The sequence below is a fragment of the Bradyrhizobium sp. AZCC 2262 genome (genome assembly GCF_036924535.1).
Taxonomy (GTDB): domain Bacteria; phylum Pseudomonadota; class Alphaproteobacteria; order Rhizobiales; family Xanthobacteraceae; genus Bradyrhizobium.
On record NZ_JAZHRT010000001.1, the window covers coordinates 7,745,722 to 7,767,916 of the forward strand.

General features: G+C 63.5%; 15 protein-coding genes. 10 read left to right on the forward strand and 5 right to left on the reverse strand.

Annotated features, from left to right (window positions below):
• Positions 1–196: 196 nt before the first annotated feature.
• A complete protein-coding gene (locus V1283_RS36280) occupies positions 197–1,036 on the reverse strand; it encodes a caspase family protein (protein ID WP_334391395.1) in 840 nt (279 codons plus the stop codon).
• Between the two features lie 376 nt (positions 1,037–1,412).
• Between V1283_RS36280 and V1283_RS36285 the strand changes: the two genes are divergently transcribed.
• From V1283_RS36285 to V1283_RS36320, 8 genes are all read left to right on the forward strand, one after another.
• Entirely contained in the window at positions 1,413–3,143 is a 1,731-nt protein-coding gene (locus tag V1283_RS36285) for a hypothetical protein (RefSeq protein ID WP_334391396.1), read from the forward strand.
• 210 nt (positions 3,144–3,353) lie between these two features.
• On the forward strand, positions 3,354–4,085 hold the full coding sequence (locus V1283_RS36290) for a thermonuclease family protein (protein ID WP_334391397.1): 732 nt from the start codon (positions 3,354–3,356) through the stop codon (positions 4,083–4,085).
• A gap of 271 nt (positions 4,086–4,356) precedes the next feature.
• Positions 4,357–5,127 carry an LssY C-terminal domain-containing protein gene (locus V1283_RS36295; protein WP_334391398.1) on the forward strand — a complete coding sequence of 257 codons (771 nt, stop codon included), beginning with the start codon at positions 4,357–4,359 and terminating at the stop codon, positions 5,125–5,127.
• 198 nt (positions 5,128–5,325) lie between these two features.
• Entirely contained in the window at positions 5,326–6,510 is a 1,185-nt protein-coding gene (locus V1283_RS36300; RefSeq protein ID WP_334391399.1) for a pyridoxal-phosphate-dependent aminotransferase family protein, read from the forward strand.
• Between the two features lie 367 nt (positions 6,511–6,877).
• On the forward strand, positions 6,878–7,930 hold the full coding sequence (locus V1283_RS36305) for an ABC transporter ATP-binding protein (protein ID WP_334393305.1): 1,053 nt from the start codon (positions 6,878–6,880) through the stop codon (positions 7,928–7,930).
• Positions 7,931–7,957: 27 nt separating this feature from the next.
• On the forward strand, positions 7,958–9,025 hold the full coding sequence (locus tag V1283_RS36310) for an ABC transporter substrate-binding protein (RefSeq protein ID WP_334391400.1): 1,068 nt from the start codon (positions 7,958–7,960) through the stop codon (positions 9,023–9,025).
• Positions 9,026–9,169: 144 nt separating this feature from the next.
• Positions 9,170–10,891 carry an ABC transporter permease gene (locus V1283_RS36315; RefSeq protein ID WP_334391401.1) on the forward strand — a complete coding sequence of 574 codons (1,722 nt, stop codon included), beginning with the start codon at positions 9,170–9,172 and terminating at the stop codon, positions 10,889–10,891.
• 196 nt (positions 10,892–11,087) lie between these two features.
• A complete protein-coding gene (locus V1283_RS36320) occupies positions 11,088–13,202 on the forward strand; it encodes a S9 family peptidase (RefSeq protein ID WP_334391402.1) in 2,115 nt (704 codons plus the stop codon).
• Between the two features lie 3 nt (positions 13,203–13,205).
• On the opposite strand, the gene V1283_RS36325 is transcribed toward V1283_RS36320, so the two are convergent.
• Positions 13,206–13,811, reverse strand: coding sequence for a TetR/AcrR family transcriptional regulator (locus tag V1283_RS36325; protein ID WP_334391403.1), 606 nt, complete (start codon positions 13,809–13,811; stop codon positions 13,206–13,208).
• Positions 13,812–13,999: 188 nt separating this feature from the next.
• Here V1283_RS36325 and V1283_RS36330 point away from each other — a divergent pair, with 188 nt between their 5' ends.
• Entirely contained in the window at positions 14,000–15,208 is a 1,209-nt protein-coding gene (locus tag V1283_RS36330; protein ID WP_334391404.1) for an efflux RND transporter periplasmic adaptor subunit, read from the forward strand.
• Between the two features lie 135 nt (positions 15,209–15,343).
• On the forward strand, positions 15,344–18,532 hold the full coding sequence (locus V1283_RS36335; RefSeq protein ID WP_334391405.1) for an efflux RND transporter permease subunit: 3,189 nt from the start codon (positions 15,344–15,346) through the stop codon (positions 18,530–18,532).
• A 151-nt stretch (positions 18,533–18,683) separates the two neighbouring features.
• On the opposite strand, the gene V1283_RS36340 is transcribed toward V1283_RS36335, so the two are convergent.
• The 3 genes from V1283_RS36340 to V1283_RS36350 all read right to left on the reverse strand — a co-directional run bounded on the left by V1283_RS36340 (position 18,684) and on the right by V1283_RS36350 (position 22,093).
• On the reverse strand, positions 18,684–20,126 hold the full coding sequence (locus tag V1283_RS36340) for an aldehyde dehydrogenase family protein (protein WP_334391406.1): 1,443 nt from the start codon (positions 20,124–20,126) through the stop codon (positions 18,684–18,686).
• A 52-nt stretch (positions 20,127–20,178) separates the two neighbouring features.
• Positions 20,179–20,898, reverse strand: a complete 720-nt coding sequence (locus tag V1283_RS36345; protein WP_334391407.1) for a ribonuclease activity regulator RraA — start codon at positions 20,896–20,898, stop codon at positions 20,179–20,181.
• 103 nt (positions 20,899–21,001) lie between these two features.
• Positions 21,002–22,093 carry an SMP-30/gluconolactonase/LRE family protein gene (locus tag V1283_RS36350; protein WP_334391408.1) on the reverse strand — a complete coding sequence of 364 codons (1,092 nt, stop codon included), beginning with the start codon at positions 22,091–22,093 and terminating at the stop codon, positions 21,002–21,004.
• Positions 22,094–22,195 lie beyond the last annotated feature (102 nt).

Genomic DNA, 22,195 nt, shown 5'->3' on the forward strand with positions numbered 1-22,195 from the left:
GGTCGTCCCTGCGAACGCAGGGACCCATACCGCGTGATCTCTAAATAGCGCGCGGTCGCAGACGCTCTGCCGACTACCGCTGTCGTTTGCCGAAGCAAAGCCGTCTCCCCGCGTGCCCGTTACGCCGGCCGCGGCGTATGGGTCCCTGCGTTCGCAGGGACGACGGGGGAGAGGTTTCGGCTTGAAAGCGCCGCTCTTACCCGCCGAGGCGGACGTCTTCCATCAGCGACGACGACACTTGCGGCACCTGCTCGCCGTCGGAGGCACGGGAGACGGAGATGCGGGTCTTGTTGAAGGCGCTGGCCGCGCCGGGCTGTGAATTCAGATTGTTGAGCAGTTCGGTCACCAGCACGCTGTACTGGCCCTTGCCGTCATCGGCCACCTTGCCCGGCGTCGCCGAGGTCAGGATCAGCGCGTTTTCCGGCGCGGAGATCGGGGCCAGCCCATGGGAATAGGAGCGGAAGCGGCGCTCATAAGGGTTGCGGCGGGAGGCGTCGACGACGACGAGCTTGGCCTTGGCACCCTTCTCGGTCATCGCGTCCAGCACCTGTTCGATGCTGACGCCGTCGCGGCGGACGTCGGCTTCCTTCCAGATCGCGGCATCGACCGGAATCATGAAGCTCTCGCGGCCGACCTGCACGCCGTAGCCGCCGAAGAACAGCATCGCCACGGTGTCCTGCTTGAGCTTGGCCTTCAGGCGGACGATGGCGCGGGCCATGTCGTCCTTGGTGGCGTCCTCGACCACGTCGACGTCAAAACCCTTGGCCCGCAGCGCAGCGGTGAGACCGCGGGCATCGTTGATGGGCTGGGACAGCGGCGCTGACGCATCCGGGTAATGGCCGTTGCCGATCACCAGCGCAACGCGGCTGGCTGACGTGCCGATCGAGCCGGTCTGCTCGGTGCCGATCGCCTTGGCGGCGTCGAGCGAACGCTTGTTCAGCGCGGCATGGGCGCCGATCGCCAGCGACACCACGCCTGCGAAAGCAACGGCAATGGTGACGGTGCGGCGGGAGATGCGGAGCTTACCGAGGTTCATCACGTTACCATCCCAAGTTTGTCCCAAGGCACCAAAGCAAGACCAGCGCCAGTTAGTCGCTGAGGACCGTTCAAGTTTGAAAGGGGTTGCAGGGTGTGTGCCGACCAATTGCGCGCAATTTGCGGCACCGCAACAACCGGGCTTTTAGCCTGCCGGGCCCTCCCGAACAACCTCATTTGGTGCATGGATCCCCATAACCGCAGATACTGGTGGAAAGTTAATTTCACTTAAGTGATCTACATCACATTTGTGTTTTTCGCGGATTTGTATAGTTTTCAAGGGCTTGCAGGCCCGAATCCGGCCGGCGGTGGTCGCATGGGCTTTTGACCAAGCCCAACGCGGCCCTCCCTTCACCGTTCCGGCGGAAAGAAACTGCATGGGCTTCCACACCATCGCCGGCGCCGCATTTCGGGCGCTGACCGCGCGGAAAGACGGCCCCTCGCTGTACGACGTCTGCGATCCCGTGCTGCTGAAATACCGCGGCGGCGACCCCCATCTCGGCAAGTTCTATCGCACGGCCCTGGGCAATCCGGCGCTGCGGCCGCTGCTGCGGCGGACCGGGCTGCCCGCGTTGCGGGACGAAAAACGACTAGGCGCCTTGCAGGAGGCGCTGATCAGGGCGCGCGACGAGGCCGAGCCGGACTGGGCCGCCGTCGGCGCCCCGATCGCCGAACTGATGGCCGATATCGGCGTGCACCACCCCGCCCCGCAGCCGGCGGCGGCAGCGGACCGGGCGCCCGGTCTCGCCGAGATCGACCGGGTGATCCGCCGCTGCGGCGTGCATCTCCTCGGCTCGTTTGCCAGAAACGGCTTCATTCCGACCTATGCCGCCTTCAACCTGATCGGCGACCCCGACATGGGCGGGCGCGAAATGCTGATGGCGCTAACGGGGCTGAACTCGCGCGGCTACAAGAACTCGACGCTGCTGTTCAGCCTGGCGCGGATTTTCATCGCGCATTCGCCCGCCCGCGCCCTGATCAACCCGCCATGGACGGGGGTCGCCGAGCCGATATGGCAGCCGATGCAGATCCGCCACCGCTCGGCCTATTACGACGCCTTCTTCACCGAGGCGCTGCTGAGCTATGTCGAGACCGGGCTGGCGTCCGCCGACGAGGCCGCGACGTCGCGGCGCGCGATAGCCGACATGGTGGATTTCTGCCTAAAGACCTCGGCCGAGGAAGTGTCCTCACACGACGGCTCCACGGTGCGAGTGATCACGGCCCTGGCGCCGCTGCCGCATCCGCGCTTCTCGCGCTTCTTCGCCCAGATCAAGCAGGATCTGGGCTTCGGCATCTACGTGCCGGACTGCGACACCACGGCGTGCTCGTTCTCGGCGGCGACCCAGGCAGGCTCCGCCGATCCGATCCTCGACCAGCCGCTTTTGGATTTCTACCGCGGCTATCAGGTGCGCGAGGGCGCCAACGAGCCGCGCGTCACCGTGCCCTTGAACGACAATATCGATTACGAAGGCGGTGTCGTCACCTGGATCGACAATCTCGCCGGCGACCGGCCCTACGGCAACGACCTCGATCCGACGCTCAATCTCGACATTCTCGAAGTCTCTTTCCGTAATCTTGCGCGCTGGAGGATTTTGGAGACGCCTTTGCGGCTGGAGACGGTGCATCGCATCCTGGGCTTCCAGCGGCGGCTGGCCGAAAGCGGCGCGTTCAGAAATCCGCCCTCGCACATCTATTATCTGCCGGAACTCTACTCCGCCTATTTCGGCCGCTGCCATGCCGCGTTCATGGCGTTGCCTGATGCGGCGCGGCGGGCGATCGATCCGGATGGCACGTTCGCGTTCATCCGCAACAAGGTGCTCGGCTATGTCCAGGGAGAATTGATCGCGCGCGAGATGAACCCGTTCGACGCCGCGCTGGCGCTGATGGCGCTGGCGCATCTCGGCGCCGACGTCTCGACCTTCGCGCCGGCGCTCAACTGCATCACGGCCCATTTCGGCGAAGGCGGCAGGCATGGGCCGTACAGGGCCTATGAATGGAACAAGATGAAGACGCCGACGCGGATTCTGGTCGGCGGACCCGAGGTGACGTCGGCGTTTGTGTTGATGGGACTGGCGCTGGCAAGAAGGGCGATGGTGAAGAACGCGTAGGGGGCGGTTAGGCGAAGTAGCGTAGCCCGGATGGAGCGAAGCGAAATTCGGGGCGGTCTCGCCAGAGGGAGCAGTTTCCCGGATTGCGCTTCGCTCCATCCGGGCTACGGTTCGCAATGACGGGAAGTTGAAAACGATGCGACGCTACGACACTGGCAAGACGGCCCCATTGTCCGCACTATCCGCATCATTCCGCTGCTGGGGCCACCGATGAATATACGGAAATTGCTGGCCGCGCTTTTGCTGCTGTCGCTCCCCGCCATGGCGCAAGCGGCCGACATCACCGGCGTCCCGAAAATCCGCGAAGGCGATCAGCTCCAGATCGGCAACAGCCGCATCCGTCTGGGCGGCATCGACGCGCCGTCCGTCGATCAGCTCTGCCTCAACACCAAGGGCGAGCGCTGGGCCTGCGGCGCCGCCGCGCGCGACGAACTGATCAAACGCTTCGGGAGCAAGAGCTGGACCTGTCATACAAGGGCCGTCACCGACCGCCGCGGCCGCACGGTGGCGCGCTGCGAGGCCGACGGCGAGGACATCCAGAAATGGCTGGTGTCGAACGGCTGGGCGCTGGCGCTGACGCGCGTCTCGCACGACTACGAGGGCGACGAGAAGGCCGCGCGCGAGGCCAAGGCCGGGATGTGGCAGGGTGCGTTCATCGCGCCGTGGGACTGGCGCGTCCGCAACAAGAAGACCACTATTCTCGGCGCGATCAAGCCGCCGGAGAACGCCAAAGCGATCCTGCTGGCGTCGGCGTCCGGTCCGGTTGCGCCATCGCCGGACTGCACCATCAAGGGCAATGTCAACCGCTCCGGCGAATGCATCTTTCACCAGCCGACCAGCCGCTGGTATGCGAAGATCGAGATGAAAATCTCAAAGGGCACGCGCTGGTTCTGCTCGGTCGAGGAAGCCGAAGCCGCCGGCTGCCGGGAGACGAGGCGGTAGTTTTTGTCTTAACCTCGCCCCGCTTGCGGGGAGAGGTCGGATCGCCCTTCGCGATCCCGGTGAGGGGGTACAGGTCCATCTATCTGGCATCAGAATTCGCGGAGAGAGCCCCTCACCCCGACCCTCTCCCCGTAAGAACGGGGAGAGGGAGAAGTGCGGCTGCCGTCCCTGACCGACTTCCTTAGAGCGCAACGCCGTGCCGGATATTCAAACCAACCAACAACCGCAAGCGCCGCCGCGAAAAAAACGCGGCGGGCTGCGGCGCGCGACGATGCTCGTGCTCGTCATCCTCGGCGGTTACGGCCTGCTCGCCTATCTGGTGCTGCCGGGGTTCTGGACGCATTACGAGCATCAGCGCGGGCTCGCCGACATGCCGATGGTGACGCGGACCGGCCAGGGCATTCCCGGCGATCCCATGAATGTCGGACTGATCGGCGATCTCGCCGACGTGGTCTGCGCCATGCACGCGGCCGGCTGGTATCCGGCCGACCGGATCACGCTGAAATCGTCGATCGAGATCGTCGGCAGCGTACTGCTCGACCGGCCCTACAAGGACGCGCCGGTGAGCAATCTCTACTATCTCGGCCGCCGCGAGGATCTCGCCTATGAAAAGCCGATCGGGGCCAGTGCCGACCGCCGCAACCATGTGCGCTACTGGAAGGTGCTGGAAAGCGGCGAGGAGAAGCGACCGGTCTGGCTTGGGGCGGCGACGGAAGATCGCGGCGTCGGCGTCAGCAAATACACTGCGGCCGTGACGCACCACATCAGCCCCGATCTCGACGCCGAGCGCGCGCTGCTCGCGGCTGATCTGGAAAATGCCGGCATGGTCGAGGCGAAATATCAGGTCACCGGCATAGGGCCGACGATTGCGGGCCATAATGGCGGCGGCGACCTCTATTACACCGACGGCGAAATCTGGGTGCTGCGGCTGGTCGAGGCCTGCAAAAAGCGGGACGGGCCTGCGGTGACGATCCCTAGCCCGCCGGCGACCGAATTGAAGGATCAGATCTGGCGCGCGATCGCCAATGCGGTGGGGAAATAACGTGCGCACCCATCGCGAGGAGCGGAGCAATCAGAGCAATTTGATCTTTTTTGCGGCTCTGGATTGCTTCGCTGCGCCTGTCATCGGATGTACATTTGTGCGATGCGGTGGCTCGCAATGACGACTTCGATCGAATAATATGACAACAAACCTCGTGCGCTTCGACGTCGCGTACCTGCCCATAAGGAAAACCAAAAAATGACCGTTCGCGCGGGCCGGGAATTTCTGGCCATCCCGGGACCTACCACCATGCCCGACGAAGTGCTGCAGGCGATGCACCGCCCGGCGCTCGACATCTATTCCGACCAGATGGTGCAGTTGACCGAAAGCCTGCTCACCGACCTCTCGAAACTGTTCGCCACCAAGGGCCAATCCTACATCTACATCGCCAACGGTCACGGCGCATGGGAAGCGACGCTCTCCAACGTGCTATCGCGCGGCGACAAGCTGCTGGTGCTGGAAAGCGGACGCTTTGCGATCGGCTGGGGCAATGCGGCATCGGCGATGGGCGCCGAGGTCGAGGTGCTGAAGGGCGACTGGCGCCGCGCGATCCGCGCGAGCGAGGTCGAAGCGCGGCTGAAGCAGGACAAGGATCACACCATCAAGGCGATCGTAGCTGTACAGGTCGATACGGCGTCCGGCGCCTATAACGACATCGAAGCGATCGGCAAGGCGATCAAGTCGACCGGCCACCCGGCGCTGTTCATGGTCGACACCGTGGCCTCGCTCGGCTGCATGCCGTTCGAGATGGACAAATGGGGCATCGACGTCGCGATGTCCGGTTCGCAGAAGGGCCTGATGACGCCGCCGGGCCTGGGCTTCGTCGCCGCCAACGACCGCGCCCGCGAAGTGCACAAAAAGGCCAACCTTCGCACGCCCTATTGGGACTGGACCGAGCGCGAAGGCAGCGAACACTACCGCAAATATGCCGGCACCGCGCCGGTGCATTTGCTGTTCGCGCTGCGCAAGGCGATCGACATGCTCCATGTCGAGGGACTTGAAAACGCCTTCCTGCGTCATCGCCTGCTCGCCGAGGCGGTGCGCCGCGCGGTGGCGGCGTGGTCCGAGGGCCAGGTGCTCGGCTTCAACATTGCGGAGGCCAATGAGCGCTCCAACACGGTGACGACGGTGACGATGAACGGCTTTGATCCGGCCGCACTGCAGCGCTACTGCAAGGACAAATGCGGCGTGGTGCTCGGTACCGGCATCGGCGACTTGTCCGGCCAGGCTTTTCGCATCGCCCATATGGGCCATGTGAATGCGCCGATGGTTCTGGGCACGCTCGGCGTCATCGAGGTCGGCCTCAACGCGCTCAACATTCCGCATGGCAAGGGCGGAACCGAGGCCGCGATCGAATATCTCGGCGAGAACGTCGGGGCGTAGATGACGTCCAATCTTGGTGGTCGTCCCTGCGAACGCAGGGACCCATACCGCGTGATCCATCGATGATGGCGCGGTGGATGACGCTCTGCGTTGGCCAACATCAACTGTGGATTGCTGGACCGGAGCCGTCTTCCAATGTGCCCCTTCCGTCGGCCGCGGCGTATGGGTCCCTGCGTTCGCAGGGACGACGAGGTAGCGTCTCTCACAATGTGAAATCCCGCGCCGTGCGCCATTGCGCATGAGGCGCGGACGACATCGTTTCCTAACTCAACTCCCTTTCCCATCCCGTTTTTGTCCGTATACTGGCATACCAAGCCGGGCGCTGATCCGTGCACGAACAAGAGTGGGAGTGAGGCGATTGGCGTCGGTGGATTTGCGTGGCCTGACCAAGCGATTCGGCTCGCTTGCGGTGGTCGATAACGTCTCCTTGAAAATCGACCATGGACAACTGGTCTGCCTGCTCGGCCCATCCGGCTGCGGCAAGACCACGACGCTGCGGCTGATTGCCGGTTTTCTGGAACCCTCCGACGGCGAGATCCATGTCGGCGAGCGGCTGGTATCGTCGAAGGCGCGCACGCTGCCGCCCGAACAGCGCAACATGTCGATGATCTTCCAGAGCTACGCGCTGTGGCCGCACATGACGGTGACCGAAAACATCGTCTACGGTCTGCGCCTGCGTAAGCTCGACCGCGACACCATCGCGAAAAAACTCGCGGCGATTTTGGCCACGACCAAGCTCGAGCCGCTGGCGCAGCGCTATCCCGGCGAACTCTCCGGCGGGCAGCAGCAGCGCGTGGCGCTCGCGCGCGCGCTGATCGTCGAACCGCAGACGCTGCTGCTCGATGAGCCGCTCTCCAACCTCGACGCCAATCTGCGCGAGGAGATGCGGTTCGAAATCCGCAGGCTGCATGACGAGTACCGCTACACCACCGTCTACGTCACCCATGACCAGTCCGAGGCGATGACCACGGCCGACCTGATCGCGGTGATGAACGGCGGCAAAATCGACCAGCTCGGTACGCCCGAAGACATCTATGCCCGCCCCGAGTCCGAGTTCGTCGCCCGCTTCATCGGCGCCAGCAATGTCGTCAAGGGCACCGCGCTTGATGCCACCCATGTTGCCTTTGCGGGCGCGACATTGAAGGTGGTCGGTGCGCCGCTCACATCGGGCCAAAGCGCCGTGGTCGCGATCCGCCAGCACGATATCGGGCTTTCGACGCAGGCGCCGGCTTCGCCCGAGAATGCGATCAAGGCCGTCGTCACGCGCCAGGTCTATCTCGGCGCCGCGCGCGACTACATGGTGGAAGTGGCCGACGGCACCAGTTTGCGCGCCACCACGCCGACTGAAACCAACGTGCAAAAAGGCAGCGAGGTCTGGTTGACGCTGCCGCCCGAGCGCTGCCGGGCGCTGAGCCGTTAAGCAAGAAAAAGAAAACGGGAGGACGCGATGAAGCGCCGAAAACTTTCGAGACGCGACGTCCTGCAAGGCGCGGCCACGCTCGCCGCCGGGACGATGTTCGCCTCCCCCGTTCGCGCCCAGGCGCCGGAGCCGGTCGCGATCACGCCTGATCTGGTGGAGGCGGCGAAGAAGGAAGGCAAACTGATCCTTTACTCGTCGATGGACCTGCCGGTCGGCGAAAAGCTCGGCAAGGCGTTCGAGGCCGCCTATCCCGGCATAACCATTCAGATCGAGCGTTCCGGTTCGGAACGGTTGTTTCAGCGGATCGACCAGGAATTCGGTTCGGGCATCCGCGCAGCCGACGTGATCAACACCTCGGATGCGTCGCACGTCATCACCTGGAAGCGGAACAAGTGGCTGGCGCCATTTGTATCGGAGGATATGGCCCGGCATTTTCTTCCTGAATATCGCGACCCCGACGGCATGTCCGCCACGTCGCGGATCTATTTGTCGTCGATGGCCTACAACACCAATCTGGTAAAGGCCGAAGACGCACCGAAAAGCTTTGCCGACCTGCTTGATCCCAAATGGGCAGGCAAGATGGTCAAGGGCCACCCGGCCTATAGCGGCACCATCATGACTGCGACCTTCCAGCTGATCCGTGAGCTGGGCTGGGATTACCTGGAGAAGCTGTCGAAGCAGCGGGTCATGCAGGTGCAGTCCTCGACCGATCCGCCGAAAAAGCTTTCGCTTGGCGAACGCGCCGTGATGGCCGACGGCAATGAATACGGCGTCGTGCTGCTGAAGGAAGCCGGCCAACCGGTCGAGCCGATCTATCCGGCCGAAGGCGCGCCGACGATCTCGGGGCCGACGGCGATCTTTGCGTCAGCGCCGCACCCGAACGCCGCGCGGCTGTTCCAGGCCTGGCTGCACACCCGCGAGACGCAACAATTCTTCACCGACTTCACCGCGCAGTATTCGGTTCACGCGCAGGTGCAATCGAAGCCGGGGCGGCGGAAGATTTCGGACATCAAGCTGATGAAGGAAGATGCGGAGGGCGTCGAGAAGATGGCTGAAGAGATCAAGACGCGCTATGCGCGGTTGTTCAGGGTTTGAGGATGCCGTCCGCCACACCCACCACCGTCATTCCGGGATGGTCCGAAGGACCAGACCTCAGATGCGCAAATTGCGCATCGGGGAATCTCGAGATTCCGGGTTCGATGCTGCGCATCGCCCCGGAATGACGGAGAGAAAGTTCTTATGACCACCGTCACGATCACTGCCGCTGAAACCCCAAAATCCCGCATCGACTGGACCCGCCCCGTCCTGTGGCTGTTCGCCGCGTTCATGATCGTGCTGATCGTGCTGCCGCTGTCGTGGCTGGCGGTTTTTGCGTTCACGGACAAGGCACGGCATCCGACGCTACAGAATTTCGTCACGCTGTTCACCGACCCGGCGTTCCTCGATCCGCTGCTGACGACGGCGATCATCGCCACCACCTCGGCGGTGATCTGCTGCCTTGTCGCAGCTCCCATCGGCTGGCTGGTGTCGCGCACCGACATGCCGGGGCGCCAGACCATCCGCGCGCTGGTGACGGCGTCCTTTGTCACGCCGCCGTTTCTCGGCGCGGTCGCCTGGGAATTGCTGGCGGCGCCGAACAGCGGCCTGTTGAACCAGCTTTATCGCTATCTCACCGGCGCCGAAGATCCCCTGTTCGACATCTATACGCTCACCGGACTGATCTTCGTGATCTCCTGCTACACGTTTCCGTTCGTCTTCGTACTGGTCGCCAACGCGCTCGACAACATGCCGGGCGAGCTGGAAGACGCCTCCGCCATTCTCGGCGGCAAGGCATGGACCACGGCGCGGCGCGTCACGATCCCCTTGGCGCTGCCCGCGCTGGTCGCGGGCGCGCTGATCGCGTTCTTGCAGGCGATGACGCTGTTCGGATCGCCCGCGATCCTGGCGCTGCCGGCCGGCTTCCACACTATGACGACGAAAATCTGGAGCCTGTTCCAGTATCCGCCAAAACTCGAACTCGCGGCCGCCGCGGCCGTGCCGCTGCTGCTGCTCACGATCCTGCTGCTGCAGGGCCAGAAATTTCTACTCGGCCGCCGCGGTTTTTCCGTGGTCGGCGGCAAATATGGCGCGCCGCGCCGGGTCGAGATGAAGGGCTGGCGCTGGGCGGCGCTGGCGTTCTGCCTTGTCGTGCTGCTCAATCCGGTGTTCCTGCCCTACTTCGCGCTGCTCAACGCGGCGTTCTCGCCGAACGCGACCACGCTGGTGACGCCGTCGACGGCGACGCTGCACAACATCGTGTTCGTCTTCACCGAATTGTCGTCGACCCAGCTCGCATTGAAAAACACGGTGATCCTGGGCGCATCGACGGCGACCATCGGCACGATCCTCGCGCTCGTCATCGCCTATGTCACGACCCGTCGCGTGATCGCGAGCCACCGCGTGCTCGGCTTTCTCGCGACCGCGCCGGTCGCGGTACCCGGCATCGTACTCGGTGTCGGGCTGTTCCTGAGTTACACGCGGCCGCCCTTCGTGCTCTACGGCACGCTGTGGATCCTGCTGCTGGCGTTCCTCACCATCAATTTGCCCTCGGCCTATCAGCAATTGCAGGCGGCGTTTGCGACCATTCACCCCGAGCTGGAAGACGCCAGCCGCATCCTCGGCGCGACGCGGCTGCAGGCGCTGCGCCATATCACCGCGCCCTTGTTGCGCACCGGCGTGATCGCGACCTGGTGCTTCATCTTCATCGGCGTGATGCGCGAACTATCCGCGGCGATCGTGCTGTTCACCTCGCAGACCAAGGTGCTGTCGGTGTTGATTTACGACCTCAACGAAAGCGGCGACCTTGCCGCGATTTCGGTGCTGGGCATTGCGATGCTGGTGATCACGTTTGCGGTGGTGCTCGCGGTGAACCGGATTCCGATGTTCGGGGGCGGCGCCGCGGCGAGGCTGAGGAATAGCTAGTGACCGTGTCTCCCCGTCATTGCTTGCGACAAACGCAAAGCGTTTGCGCAAGGGAGCGAAGCGACGAAGCAATCCATCTATCCCCCGCGGAGGTATGGATTGCTTCGCTCCGCTCGCAATGACGGCCGCAGGCATCTGGTAATCCGCCACATTCACCCCGATATAAGGCTCAATTCCAGAGCCAAACGAGGACTGCGTGACCCAAGCCGCCAAGAAAACCGCCCTGCCCGCTCCCGTCGCCCCGCGCCGCCCGCATGCCTTCACCACGCACAGCATCACGGTGACGGACGATTACGCATGGCTGAAGGATGCCAAATGGCAGGAAGTGCTGCGCGATCCCTCGATACTGGATCCGGATATCAGAAAATATCTGGAAGCGGAAAACGACTACACGGAGAGCCTGCTCGGCCATACCGCGCCGTTGCAGAAGAAGCTGGTCGCGGAAATGCGCGGCCGGATCAAGGAAGACGATTCCAGCGTGCCGGCGCCGGATGGCCCGTTTGCCTATTTGCGAAAATTCCGCGAGGGCGGGCAGCATGAAATGTTCGGCCGCACGCCGCGCGAAGGCGGCGACGTAAGAATCGTGCTCGACGGCGACGCGCTAGCCAAAGACCATGAATATTTCAAGTTCGGCAGCGCGCGGCATTCGCCTGACCACAAGCTGCAGGCGTGGAGCGCCGACACCAAGGGCTCGGAATATTTCTCGATACGCGTGCGCGACTGGGTTGATTGCGCCGATCGCGACGATCTCGTCGAAGAGACCGATGGCGGAATCGTCTGGAGCAAGGATTGCAACAGCTTCTTCTACGTCAAGCTCGACGACAACCACCGCCCGATGCAGGTATGGCGCCACAAGCTCGGCACCCAACAGGCCGACGACACGCTCGTTTATGAAGAGCAGGATTCCGGCTGGTTCACCCATCTGCATGAGAGCTCGTCCGGCCGCTTCTGCGTCATCGCCGGCGGCGACCATGAGACCTCGGAGCAGCGGCTGATCGACCTCGAACATCCCGAGGCGCCGCCGCGGCTGGTCGCGGCGCGCGAGGAAGGCGTGCAATATTCGCTGGCCGACCGTGGCGATGAACTGTTCATTCTCACCAATGCCGACGACGCCATCGACTTCAAGGTCGTCACCGCGCCCCTCGCCGCACCCGAACGCGCCAACTGGCGCGATCTGATTCCATATCGCGAGGGCGTCTATGTGCTCGATGTCGAGCTCTATGCCGGCCACATGGTGCGGCTGGAGCGCGCCAATGCGCTGCCTGCGATCATCATCCGCGACCTCGCTAACGGCGAAGAGCACGCCATCGCCTTCGACGAGGCCGCCTACTCGCTCGACACCATGGGTGGTTACGAGTTCGAGACCACGAATTTGCGGTTCTCCTACTCGTCGATGACGACGCCGGCGGAAGTCTATGATTACGACATGGCCACGCGAGCGCGCGTGCTGCGCAAGCGGCAGGAGATTCCGTCCGGCCATAACCCGGCCGACTATGTCACCACGCGCATCATGGCGGCCTCGCATGACGGCGCGTTGGTGCCGGTCTCGATCCTGCACCGCAAGGACCTCGTGCGCGACGGCCGCGCGCCGCTTTTGCTCTACGGCTACGGCTCCTACGGCATGGCGATGCCGGCGTCGTTTGCCGCCAACCGGCTGTCGCTGGTCGATCGCGGTTTTGTCTACGCGATCGCGCATATCCGCGGGGGTGCGGACAAAGGCTGGGGCTGGTATCTCGACGGCAAGCGCGAGAAGAAGACGAACTCGTTCGATGATTTCGCCGCCGCAGGCCGGGCGCTGTGTGATGCGAAGTACACCAGCGCAAAACGCATCGTCGGCCATGGCGGCAGCGCCGGCGGCATGCTGATGGGCGCGGTCGCCAACCGATCGGGCGAATTGTTTGCGGGCATCGTCGCGGAAGTGCCGTTCGTCGACGTGCTGAATACGATGCTCGACGACACGCTGCCGCTGACGCCGCCGGAATGGCCGGAATGGGGTAACCCGATCGAGAGCGAAAAGGATTTTCGCACCATTTTGTCGTACTCGCCCTACGACAACCTCGCGGCCAAGGACTATCCCGCGATCCTGGCGATGGGCGGGCTGACCGATCCGCGCGTCACCTATTGGGAGCCGGCGAAATGGATCGCTCGCCTGCGCGCGACGATGAGTGCCGGCGGCCCGGTGCTGCTGCGCACCAACATGGGCGCCGGCCACGGCGGCGCGTCCGGACGATTCAACCGGCTGGATGAAGTCGCGATCGCCTATGCGTTTGCGCTGTGGGCGGTGGGGATGGCGGAGAAGGGCGAGGTGTGAACGTCAGACCGACGCCAGACTCGGCGGCGGCCACGTGCGCAGCGCCATCTCGGCGATCTTGCGCAATTGCTCGCGCGTCGTGCCGCCGGCCGCCTGCACCGCCATGCCCTGCAGGATCGCCGACAGGTAGGCTGCGAGATCGGCGGCATCGGATCCCTCAGGCAGGTCGCCTTCGGCGGTCGCCCGCTCGAAGCGCTGGCGCAAATCCTGTTCGCCTTTGGCGCGGCGCGACATCAATTCCTGCTTGATGGATTCGGCGGCATCGCCGCAGCTCAGTGCGCCTTGGACCGCCAGACATCCTGGCGGATGGTTCGGGTCAGTGACGGCATCGGCGCTTTCATACAGCAAGTGTTCGACCACGGCGCGCGTGGTCGGCTTGGCCAGCGCGACCTGAAAGTAACCGCCGGGGCCGTCGACGTAACGATCCAGCGCCTTGCGAAACAGTTCTTCCTTGTTGCCGAACGCGGAATAAAGGCTCGGCTTGGTGATCCCCATGGTTTCCGTGAGGTCCGCCATCGACGCGCCTTCGTAGCCTTTGCGCCAGAACACCTGGAGCGCCAGGTCGAGCGCCTTTTCGACATCGAATTCGCGGGGCCGTCCCATCGCCATGATGGGTCCTCCTTTAGTTTCCTACCAATCGTTAGATAAGTGACTTGACAGGACATGTCGATGGGCCATTTATACCGAACGTTACGAATGTGTGCGCTGCAATGTGGACGTCGATCGGGTGCCGTCACCGGCCCGGTCTGTTCAAACCGCGTTAACGGCGCCGAATGTCCTGCCGAACTGGGGTCTTTATGAATAATATTATCAAAAACAAACGCTTGGTTGGGGCAGGGCTGGTGCTGGCCGCCTTGGCCATCGCTGCAGGCGCGACTTTCTTGAGCGGTCGAGGCGGAAGCGCGCAGGCCGAGACGGCCACAGCAGCGCCCGCAGCCCTGCCGGTCTCGGTCTCCGTCGTCGCGCCCCGGCAGACCGTGCCTTGGGACGAGTTTTCCGGCCGGCTTGAGGCCGTCGAACGGGTCGAAATCCGCTCCCGAGTCGCAGGCGCGATTCAGGAAATCCACTTTACGGAGGGGGCGTTGGTCAAGCAGGGCGACCTGTTGATCCTGATCGATCCGTCGCTGTATGCGGCCGATGTGGCGCGCGCCGAAGGCCAGGTGGCCGCGGCCAAGGCGCGCCTGATCCTCACCAAGAGCGATTTCGAGCGCGGCCAGCAATTGACGGATTCGCGCACGATCTCGCAGCGCGATTTTGACGGTCGCGTTAACGCCTACCGAGAGGCCGAAGCCAATCTCAAGGCGGCCGAGGCGACGCTGCAAACGGCAAAACTCAATCTCGGCTATACCGAAGTACGCGCGCCGGTCTCCGGGCGGGTCGGCAAGCTCGAGATCACCGTCGGCAATCTGATCGCCGCCGGACCTGGCACGCCGGTTCTGACCACGCTGGTCTCGGTCGATCCGATTTATGCCAGCTTCAACGCCGATGAGCAGGTGGTGACGCGGGCATTGCGGACGCTGGCGGATGAATCGACGCCGTCCGAGATCGGACGCATCCCGGTGCAGATGGGGACCGGCACCACCGACGGCACACCCTACAGGGGGAAGATGCAGCTGATCGACAACCAGGTCGATGCGCGCAGCGGCACCGTGCGGGTGCGTGCGGTGTTCGATAACGCCGATGGCAGGCTGATGCCGGGCCAGTTCGCGCGGCTGCTGATGGGACAGCCCAAGGCCGAGCCGGTGTTGCTGATCAGCGAACGCGCCGTCGGCACCGACCAGAACAAGAAATTCGTGATGGTCGTCGACAAGGACAGCAAGGCGGAATATCGCGAAGTTGCGCTCGGCGTATCGATCGACGGCATGCGCGTAGTGACCGGCGGGCTGCACGCCGGCGAACGCATCGTGGTCAAGGGACTGCAGCGTGTGCGTCCCGGTGCGCTGGTCGCGCCCGAGGTGGTGGCGATGGGTTTTGCTTCTTCCGCGACCGAGGTGGCGCAACGCTAGCAGTCTGATGCCGGTGCTTTTACGAGAGCGCCGGGCAAATATCAAAAAAGCAACAGAAGTGCATCAGTGCGGTCGATCACGGTCGGCCGCGCCGGGATCCTTGCGCTTCGCAGCCCAGCCATCAGCGAGACAGTCATGAACTTTTCCAGATTCTTCATCGATCGACCGATTTTCGCGGGCGTGCTGTCGACCGTGATCTTCGTGGCAGGACTGCTGTCGCTGCCGGCGCTGCCGATCTCGGAATATCCGGAAGTGGCGCCGCCGACGGTGGTGGTGCGCGCGCAATACCCGGGCGCCAACCCCAAGGTGATCGCCGAGACGGTATCGACGCCGATCGAGGAGCAGATCAACGGGGTCGAAGGCATGCTCTACATGAGCAGCCAGGCCACCACCGATGGATTGATGACGCTCAACGTGACGTTCCGGCTCGGCACCGATCCGGACAAGGCACAGCAACTGGTGCAAAACCGGGTAGCGCAGGCCGAGCCGCGGCTGCCCACCGAGGTCCGTACCCTCGGCATCACCACGATCAAGAGCGCGCCCGACCTCACCATGGTGGTGCATCTGCTGTCGCCGAACGGCCGCTACGACATGACCTATTTGCGCAACTATGCCGTGCTCAACGTCAAGGACCGGTTGGCGCGCATCGAAGGCGTCGGCCAGGTGCAGTTGTTCGGCTCCGGCGACTATTCGATGCGGGTCTGGCTCGATCCGCAGAAGGTCGCCGAGCGCGGGCTGTCGGCCGCCGACGTGGTGCGCGAGATCCGGGCCCAGAACGTCCAGGCGGCGGCGGGCGTAGTCGGGGCATCGCCAAGCGAGGTCGGGCTCGATTTGCAGCTCTCCATCAACGCACAGGGGCGGCTGCAGACTGAGGAAGAGTTCGGCGAAATCATCGTCAAGAACGGCGCCAATGGCGAAGTCACAAGGCTGCGCGACATCGCCCGGATCGAGCTTGGCGCCGCGGACTATTCGCTGCGCTCGCTTCTGGACAACAAATCAGCGGTCGCGGTACCGATCTTCCAGTCGCCGGGCTCCAATGCGATCCAGATTTCCGACACCGTCCGCAAGATGATGGTCGAGCTGAAGGCGAATATGCCCGACGGCATGGATTACAGTATCGTCTATGACCCCACGCAATTCGTTCGCGCCTCGATCGAGGCGGTGGTGCACACGTTATTGGAGGCCGTGGCCCTGGTGGTGCTGGTGGTCATCCTGTTCCTGCAGACCTGGCGTGCGTCGATCATTCCGCTGATCGCGGTGCCGGTTTCCATCATCGGCACCTTTGCCGTCATGCATGTGTTTGGCTTCTCGATCAACGCGCTGACACTGTTCGGGCTGGTGCTGGCGATCGGCATCGTCGTCGACGACGCCATCGTCGTGGTCGAGAACGTCGAGCGCAACATCGAGCAGGGGCTAACGCCAAAGGAGGCCGCATATCAAGCGATGCAGGAAGTCACCGGGCCGATCATCGCGATCGCGCTGGTATTGATCGCGGTGTTTGTACCGTTGGCGTTCATTACCGGATTGACCGGCCAGTTCTACAAGCAGTTCGCGCTGACGGTGGCGATCTCCACGGTGATTTCCGCGTTCAATTCGTTGACGCTGTCACCGGCGCTGGCGGCAGTTCTGCTGAAATCCCACGACGCACCGAAGGACGCGCTGACCCGCGGCATGGATCGCGTGCTCGGTTGGTTCTTCCAGCGCTTTAACCGCTTCTTTCACCGCAGTTCCGAAGCCTACAGCCACGGCGTCAAACGGGTGATCTCGCGCCGGGCAATCGTGATGGTCGGCTATGTCGCGCTGATCGGCGTCACTTTTGGGCTGTTCAAGGCGGTGCCCGGTGGCTTTGTCCCCGGCCAGGACAAGCAATATCTGGTCGGCTTCGCGCAACTGCCCGACGGCGCGACGCTCGACCGCACCGAAGAGGTGATCCGCCGCATGGGTGATATCGCCTTGAAGCTGCCGGGGGTTGAAAGCGCCGTAGCGTTTCCCGGCCTGTCGATCAACGGTTTCACCAACAGCTCGAATTCGGGAATCGTGTTCGTCACGTTGAAGCCTTTCGAAGAGCGCAAGGCGGCCAATCTCAGCGCGGGCGCGATCGCAGGTCAGCTCAACGGCAAGTTTTCCGCGATCCAGGAAGCCTTCATTGCCATGTTCCCACCGCCGCCGGTGGCGGGACTCGGCACCATCGGCGGCTTCAAGCTGCAGATCGAGGATCGCGCCGGGCTCGGCTATGAGGCGCTCAACGACGCCACCAAGGCGTTCATCGCCAAGGCTCAGGCGGCGCCACAACTGGCCGGGCTGTTCTCCAGCTATCAGGTCAATGTGCCGCAGCTTTATGCCGACATCGACCGCACCCGGGCGCGGCAGCTCAGCGTGCCCGTGACCAGCGTGTTTGAGACCATGCAGATCTATCTCGGCTCGCTCTACGTCAACGACTTCAACAAGTTCGGCCGCACCTATTCGGTGCGGGTACAGGCGGACGCGAAATTCCGCGCCCGCGCCGACGATGTTGGGCTGTTGAAGGTGCGCTCCGACACCGGCGAGATGGTGCCGCTGTCGGCGCTGCTGAAGATCAAGGAAAGCGCCGGGCCGGAGCGCGCAATGCGCTACAACGGCTTCCTCACCGCTGACCTCAATGGTGGTGCGGCGCCCGGCTATTCGACCGGGCAGGCCCAGGCAGTGGTGGAGAAGATCGCCGCAGAGACCTTTCCGAAGGGCATCGCGTTCGAGTGGACCGACCTGACGTATCAGGAAATCATTGCCGGCAATTCGTCGCTGGTGGTGTTTCCGGTGGCGCTGCTGCTGGTATTCCTGGTGCTCGCCGCGCAATACGAGAGCCTGGCACTGCCGCTGTCGATCATCATGATCGTGCCGATGGGATTGCTGGCGGCGATGCTCGGCGTCTGGCTGACCAGGGGCGACAACAACGTGTTCACCCAGATCGGATTGATCGTGCTAGTAGGACTGTCGGCCAAGAATGCCATCCTGATCGTGGAGTTTGCGCGCGAGCTGGAATTCGCCGGACGTACGCCGGTGCAGGCCGCGATCGAAGCCAGCCGCTTGCGGCTGCGGCCGATCCTGATGACTTCGCTTGCCTTCATCATGGGCGTGGTGCCGCTGGTGATCTCCAGTGGCGCAGGCTCCGAGATGCGTCATGCCATGGGGGTTGCGGTGTTTTCCGGCATGATCGGCGTCACGGCGTTCGGCATCTTCTTCACGCCGATGTTCTACGTACTGCTGCGCGCATTGGCCGGCAACCGGCCGCTGACGCAGCATGGCCAAGCATCGGTAGGAAATATCGCGCGCAGTCCGGCCGAGTGAGACGGCGAGTTCGCGGCCGTCACGGCCCGAGAATTCGCAGGCGTTTCACCGCAGCGTGCTCCGGCAAGCCGTCGTGCATCTGGCGATGCGCGACGGCTTCTCTTTCCGAAGTCACTGCCTGCTCATCATCGCGGAAAACAGAGGCCGCCCGTTACGGCAACGTGTAGGCTGTCTTGACCGTCGTATAGAACTCGGCGGCGTAGCGGCCCTGTTCGCGGGCTCCGAAGCTGGAGCCTTTTCGGCCACCGAACGGCACGTGGTAATCGACGCCGGCGATCGGCAGGTTGACCATCACCATGCCGGCTTCGGAATTGCGCTTGTAGTCGCTGGCGTATTTCAGGCTGGTGGTGCAGATGCCGGATGACAGGCCAAAATCGGTGTCGTTCGCGGTCGCCAGCGCTTCAGCATAATCCTTGACCCTGATGACCGCCGCCACCGGCCCAAAGATTTCCTCGCGCGCGATCCGCATCTTGTTGCTGACGTCGGTGAACAGTGCCGGCTGCAGGTAGAAGCCGGGTGCCTCGCGGTTGAGCCGCTCGCCGCCGAAGGCGAGCTTGGCGCCTTCGTCCTTGCCGATGCTGATATATTTGAGATCCTGATCCAGTTGGCTCTGATCAACGACGGGACCGATATCGGTACCGGCCTTGACGGCGTCATCGACCTTCAGGCCGCGCATCCGCTCGGTCAGGGCCTCGACGAATTTGTCGTGAATCCCGGCGGTGACGATCAGCCGTGACGCAGCCGTGCAGCGTTGCCCGGTGGAAAAGAACGCGCTATTGGCGGCGCATTCCACCGCGACTTTCACGTCCGCGTCGTCCAGCACGACCAGCGGGTTTTTGCCGCCCATTTCCAGCTGAAACTTTTTCATCGGCCGCGAGGCGATGCAGGCCGCCGCGACCTTCTGGCCGGTAGCCACCGATCCCGTAAAGCTGATGGCGGCAACGTCGGGATGCTCCAGCAGGACCGCTCCGACTTCCGAGCCACGTCCTAACACGAGGTTGAGCACGCCCTTGGGCAGGCCGGCGCGGTGCAGGATATCGACCAGCGCCCAAGTCGAGCCGGGTACGAGATCCGCAGGCTTGATCACCACGGTATTGCCATAGGCCAAGGCCGGCGCAATCTTCCAGGCCGGGATCGCGATCGGAAAATTCCACGGCGTGATCAGGCCGACAACGCCCAGCGCCTCGCGCGTGATCTCGATGTCGATGCCGGGACGCACGGAAGCTAGTTTCTCACCCGCCATCCGCAGACATTCGCCGGCAAAGAACGCAAAGATCTGTCCGGCGCGCGCGACCTCGCCGACGCCTTCCGGCAGCGTCTTGCCTTCCTCGCGCGACAGCAACCGGCCCAACTCATCCTTGCGCGCCAGGATTTCGTCTGATGCCTTCTTCAGGATGTCGTAGCGCGCTTGCGGCGTTGATCGCGACCAGGCCGGGAATGCCGTCTTTGCGGCGGCAATCGCCGCCTCCGCCTGCGCGCGCGTACCGCGCACCGCCTCGCCGACGATGTCCTTGGTGTCGGATGGATTGACGTTGGGCGCGCGGGCGCCATCGGACAGCCATTCGCCGTCGATCAGATTGTTGAACATCAGCATGATGTGGACTCGCTGTTAGAGAAAAACGCGTTCGTTGCCAGCCAGCGGCATATTATCGCCCGTTCGCCTTGCGCCAAGCCGCAAAATCCTTTGGCGTCTGCTCGTCGGTTGCGGGGTAGAGGCCGAGGATCGAGCGGCCCTTGCGTACCTCCTCGGTAACAAAATCCTCGAACGCGGTCATCTCGACCGCCTCGTCGGCGATCTCATCCGCCAGATGCGCGGGGATCACGATGACGCCGTCGTTATCGCCCAAGATGACGTCGCCGGGAAACACCGGCGCGTCACCGCAGCCGATCGGGACGTTGATCTCGATCGCCTGATGCAGCGTCAGATTGGTCGGCGCGCTTGGGCGGTGGTGATAGGCGGGGAAGCCGAGGGCCGCGATTTCAGCCGAATCGCGAAAACCGCCATCGGTGATCACGCCGGCGCAACCGCGCTGCATCAACCGCGTCACCAGGATGGCGCCGGCGGAGGCGGCACGCGCGTCCTTGCGGCTGTCCATCACCAACACCGCGCCGGGCGGGCAATCCTCGATCGCCTTGCGCTGCGGGTGGCTGCGGTCGCGGAACACATCAATCTTGTTGAGGTCCTCACGCGCCGGCATGTAGCGCAGTGTAAAGGCCTCGCCGACCAGCACCGGCTGATCGGGGCCGAGCGGATGAACGTCCTGAATCATCTGGATGCGAAAACCGCGCTTGAACAGCGCGGTGGCGACGGTGGCGGTGGAGACCGTCTTCAGCTTGTTGCGGGTAGCGTCGCTCAGTTTTGTCATAGCATTCATCCCAGTTTGTCGTTATTCCGGGATGGTGCGCGAGCACCAGACCCGGAATCTCGAGGTTCCGGGTTCGCTTCGCGCCCCGGAACGACATCGTGGCTCAAACCGCGCCGTGGCACTCCACGTAGAGCGCGTAAACCGAGTGGCAGCTCGTCATGTAGAGGCGGTTATTCTTCGGGCCGCCGAAGGCGAGATTGGCGCAGCGTTCCGGCAGGCGGATGTGGGCGAGCGGCTTGCCGGTCGGGCTGAACACCATCACGCCGTCGAGATCCTCGGACTTGCCCTTGAGCTGGAACACTTTTCGGATGCCAACGTCCGTCGGCTCGGACTGCAGCGCGCCGTTGGAGCCCCAGCCGCACCATAGATTACCGTCGCGGTCGACGCGAAAACCGTCGAGCGCGCCTTGATCCGCGGCATCGATCAGCTTGGTTCTGTTGCCTACCGTGCCGTCGTCGTTGACGTCAAAGCTCCAGATGCTGCGGTTCGGCGTCCCCTTCCACTCCACCACATAGAGCTTCTTCTCGTCCGGCGAGAACGCCAGCCCGTTGGGATTGACGATATCGGTAATGACGGCCGTCAGCTTGCCGTCCTTGGTGAGGCGATAGACGTTGGTGGTGGCCTGCTCGGGCTTTTCCTTCTTGCCTTCCCACTCGCCGTTGATGCCGAACAGCGGATCGGTGAACCAGATGGTGTCGTCGGACTTCACCACGATGTCGTTCGGCGCGTTCAGCCGCTTGCCCTCGAACTTGTCGGCCAGCACGGTAATCTTGCCGTCCTTCTCGGTGCGGGTGATGCGGCGGGTGACCGAATGCTCGCAGGTGACGAGCCGGCCCTGGCGGTCGCGGGCATTGCCGTTGGCGTAGTTGGCGTTGGCGCGGAAGACTGAGGTCTGGCTGGTCTTCTCGTCGAACTTCATGATGCGGTTGTTGGGGATGTCGGAGAACAGCAGGTAACCACCTTCGGGAAAATACGCCGGCCCTTCGGCCCAGCGCATGCCGGTCGCGACCTGCTCGACGGTCGATGAATAGATCCGGTATTTCGCAAAGCTGGGATCGAGGATCTGCACGGCCGGATCGGGATAGCGCTGGTTCGGCGTGAATGGGAATGATTGTGCGCCGGCGGCGCGGGCGAGAAGTGTGGAAGCGGCGGCAGCGCCGGCCCCTGCGAGCAGGTTGCGTCGATTCATATTCATTGGTCGTCCTCCCCTGTGATGCTTTTGTTTGATACCGGCGTTTCTCGCCGGTCCTCTCGTTTGTCATTCCGGGGCACGCGAAGCGTGAACCCGGAATCTCGA

Bases quoted from the DNA above. Each gene is read 5' to 3' on its own strand.
- V1283_RS36280 (WP_334391395.1), bottom strand. From the start codon at position 1,036: ATGAACCTCGGTAAGCTCCGCATCTCCCGCCGCACCGTCACCATTGCC.
- V1283_RS36285 (WP_334391396.1), top strand. From the start codon at position 1,413: ATGGGCTTCCACACCATCGCCGGCGCCGCATTTCGGGCGCTGACCGCG.
- V1283_RS36290 (WP_334391397.1), top strand. From the start codon at position 3,354: ATGAATATACGGAAATTGCTGGCCGCGCTTTTGCTGCTGTCGCTCCCC.
- V1283_RS36295 (WP_334391398.1), top strand. From the start codon at position 4,357: ATGCTCGTGCTCGTCATCCTCGGCGGTTACGGCCTGCTCGCCTATCTG.
- V1283_RS36300 (WP_334391399.1), top strand. From the start codon at position 5,326: ATGACCGTTCGCGCGGGCCGGGAATTTCTGGCCATCCCGGGACCTACC.
- V1283_RS36310 (WP_334391400.1), top strand. From the start codon at position 7,958: ATGAAGCGCCGAAAACTTTCGAGACGCGACGTCCTGCAAGGCGCGGCC.
- V1283_RS36315 (WP_334391401.1), top strand. From the start codon at position 9,170: ATGACCACCGTCACGATCACTGCCGCTGAAACCCCAAAATCCCGCATC.
- V1283_RS36325 (WP_334391403.1), bottom strand. From the start codon at position 13,811: ATGGCGATGGGACGGCCCCGCGAATTCGATGTCGAAAAGGCGCTCGAC.
- V1283_RS36330 (WP_334391404.1), top strand. From the start codon at position 14,000: ATGAATAATATTATCAAAAACAAACGCTTGGTTGGGGCAGGGCTGGTG.
- V1283_RS36335 (WP_334391405.1), top strand. From the start codon at position 15,344: ATGAACTTTTCCAGATTCTTCATCGATCGACCGATTTTCGCGGGCGTG.
- V1283_RS36340 (WP_334391406.1), bottom strand. From the start codon at position 20,126: ATGCTGATGTTCAACAATCTGATCGACGGCGAATGGCTGTCCGATGGC.
- V1283_RS36345 (WP_334391407.1), bottom strand. From the start codon at position 20,898: ATGACAAAACTGAGCGACGCTACCCGCAACAAGCTGAAGACGGTCTCC.
- V1283_RS36350 (WP_334391408.1), bottom strand. From the start codon at position 22,093: ATGAATATGAATCGACGCAACCTGCTCGCAGGGGCCGGCGCTGCCGCC.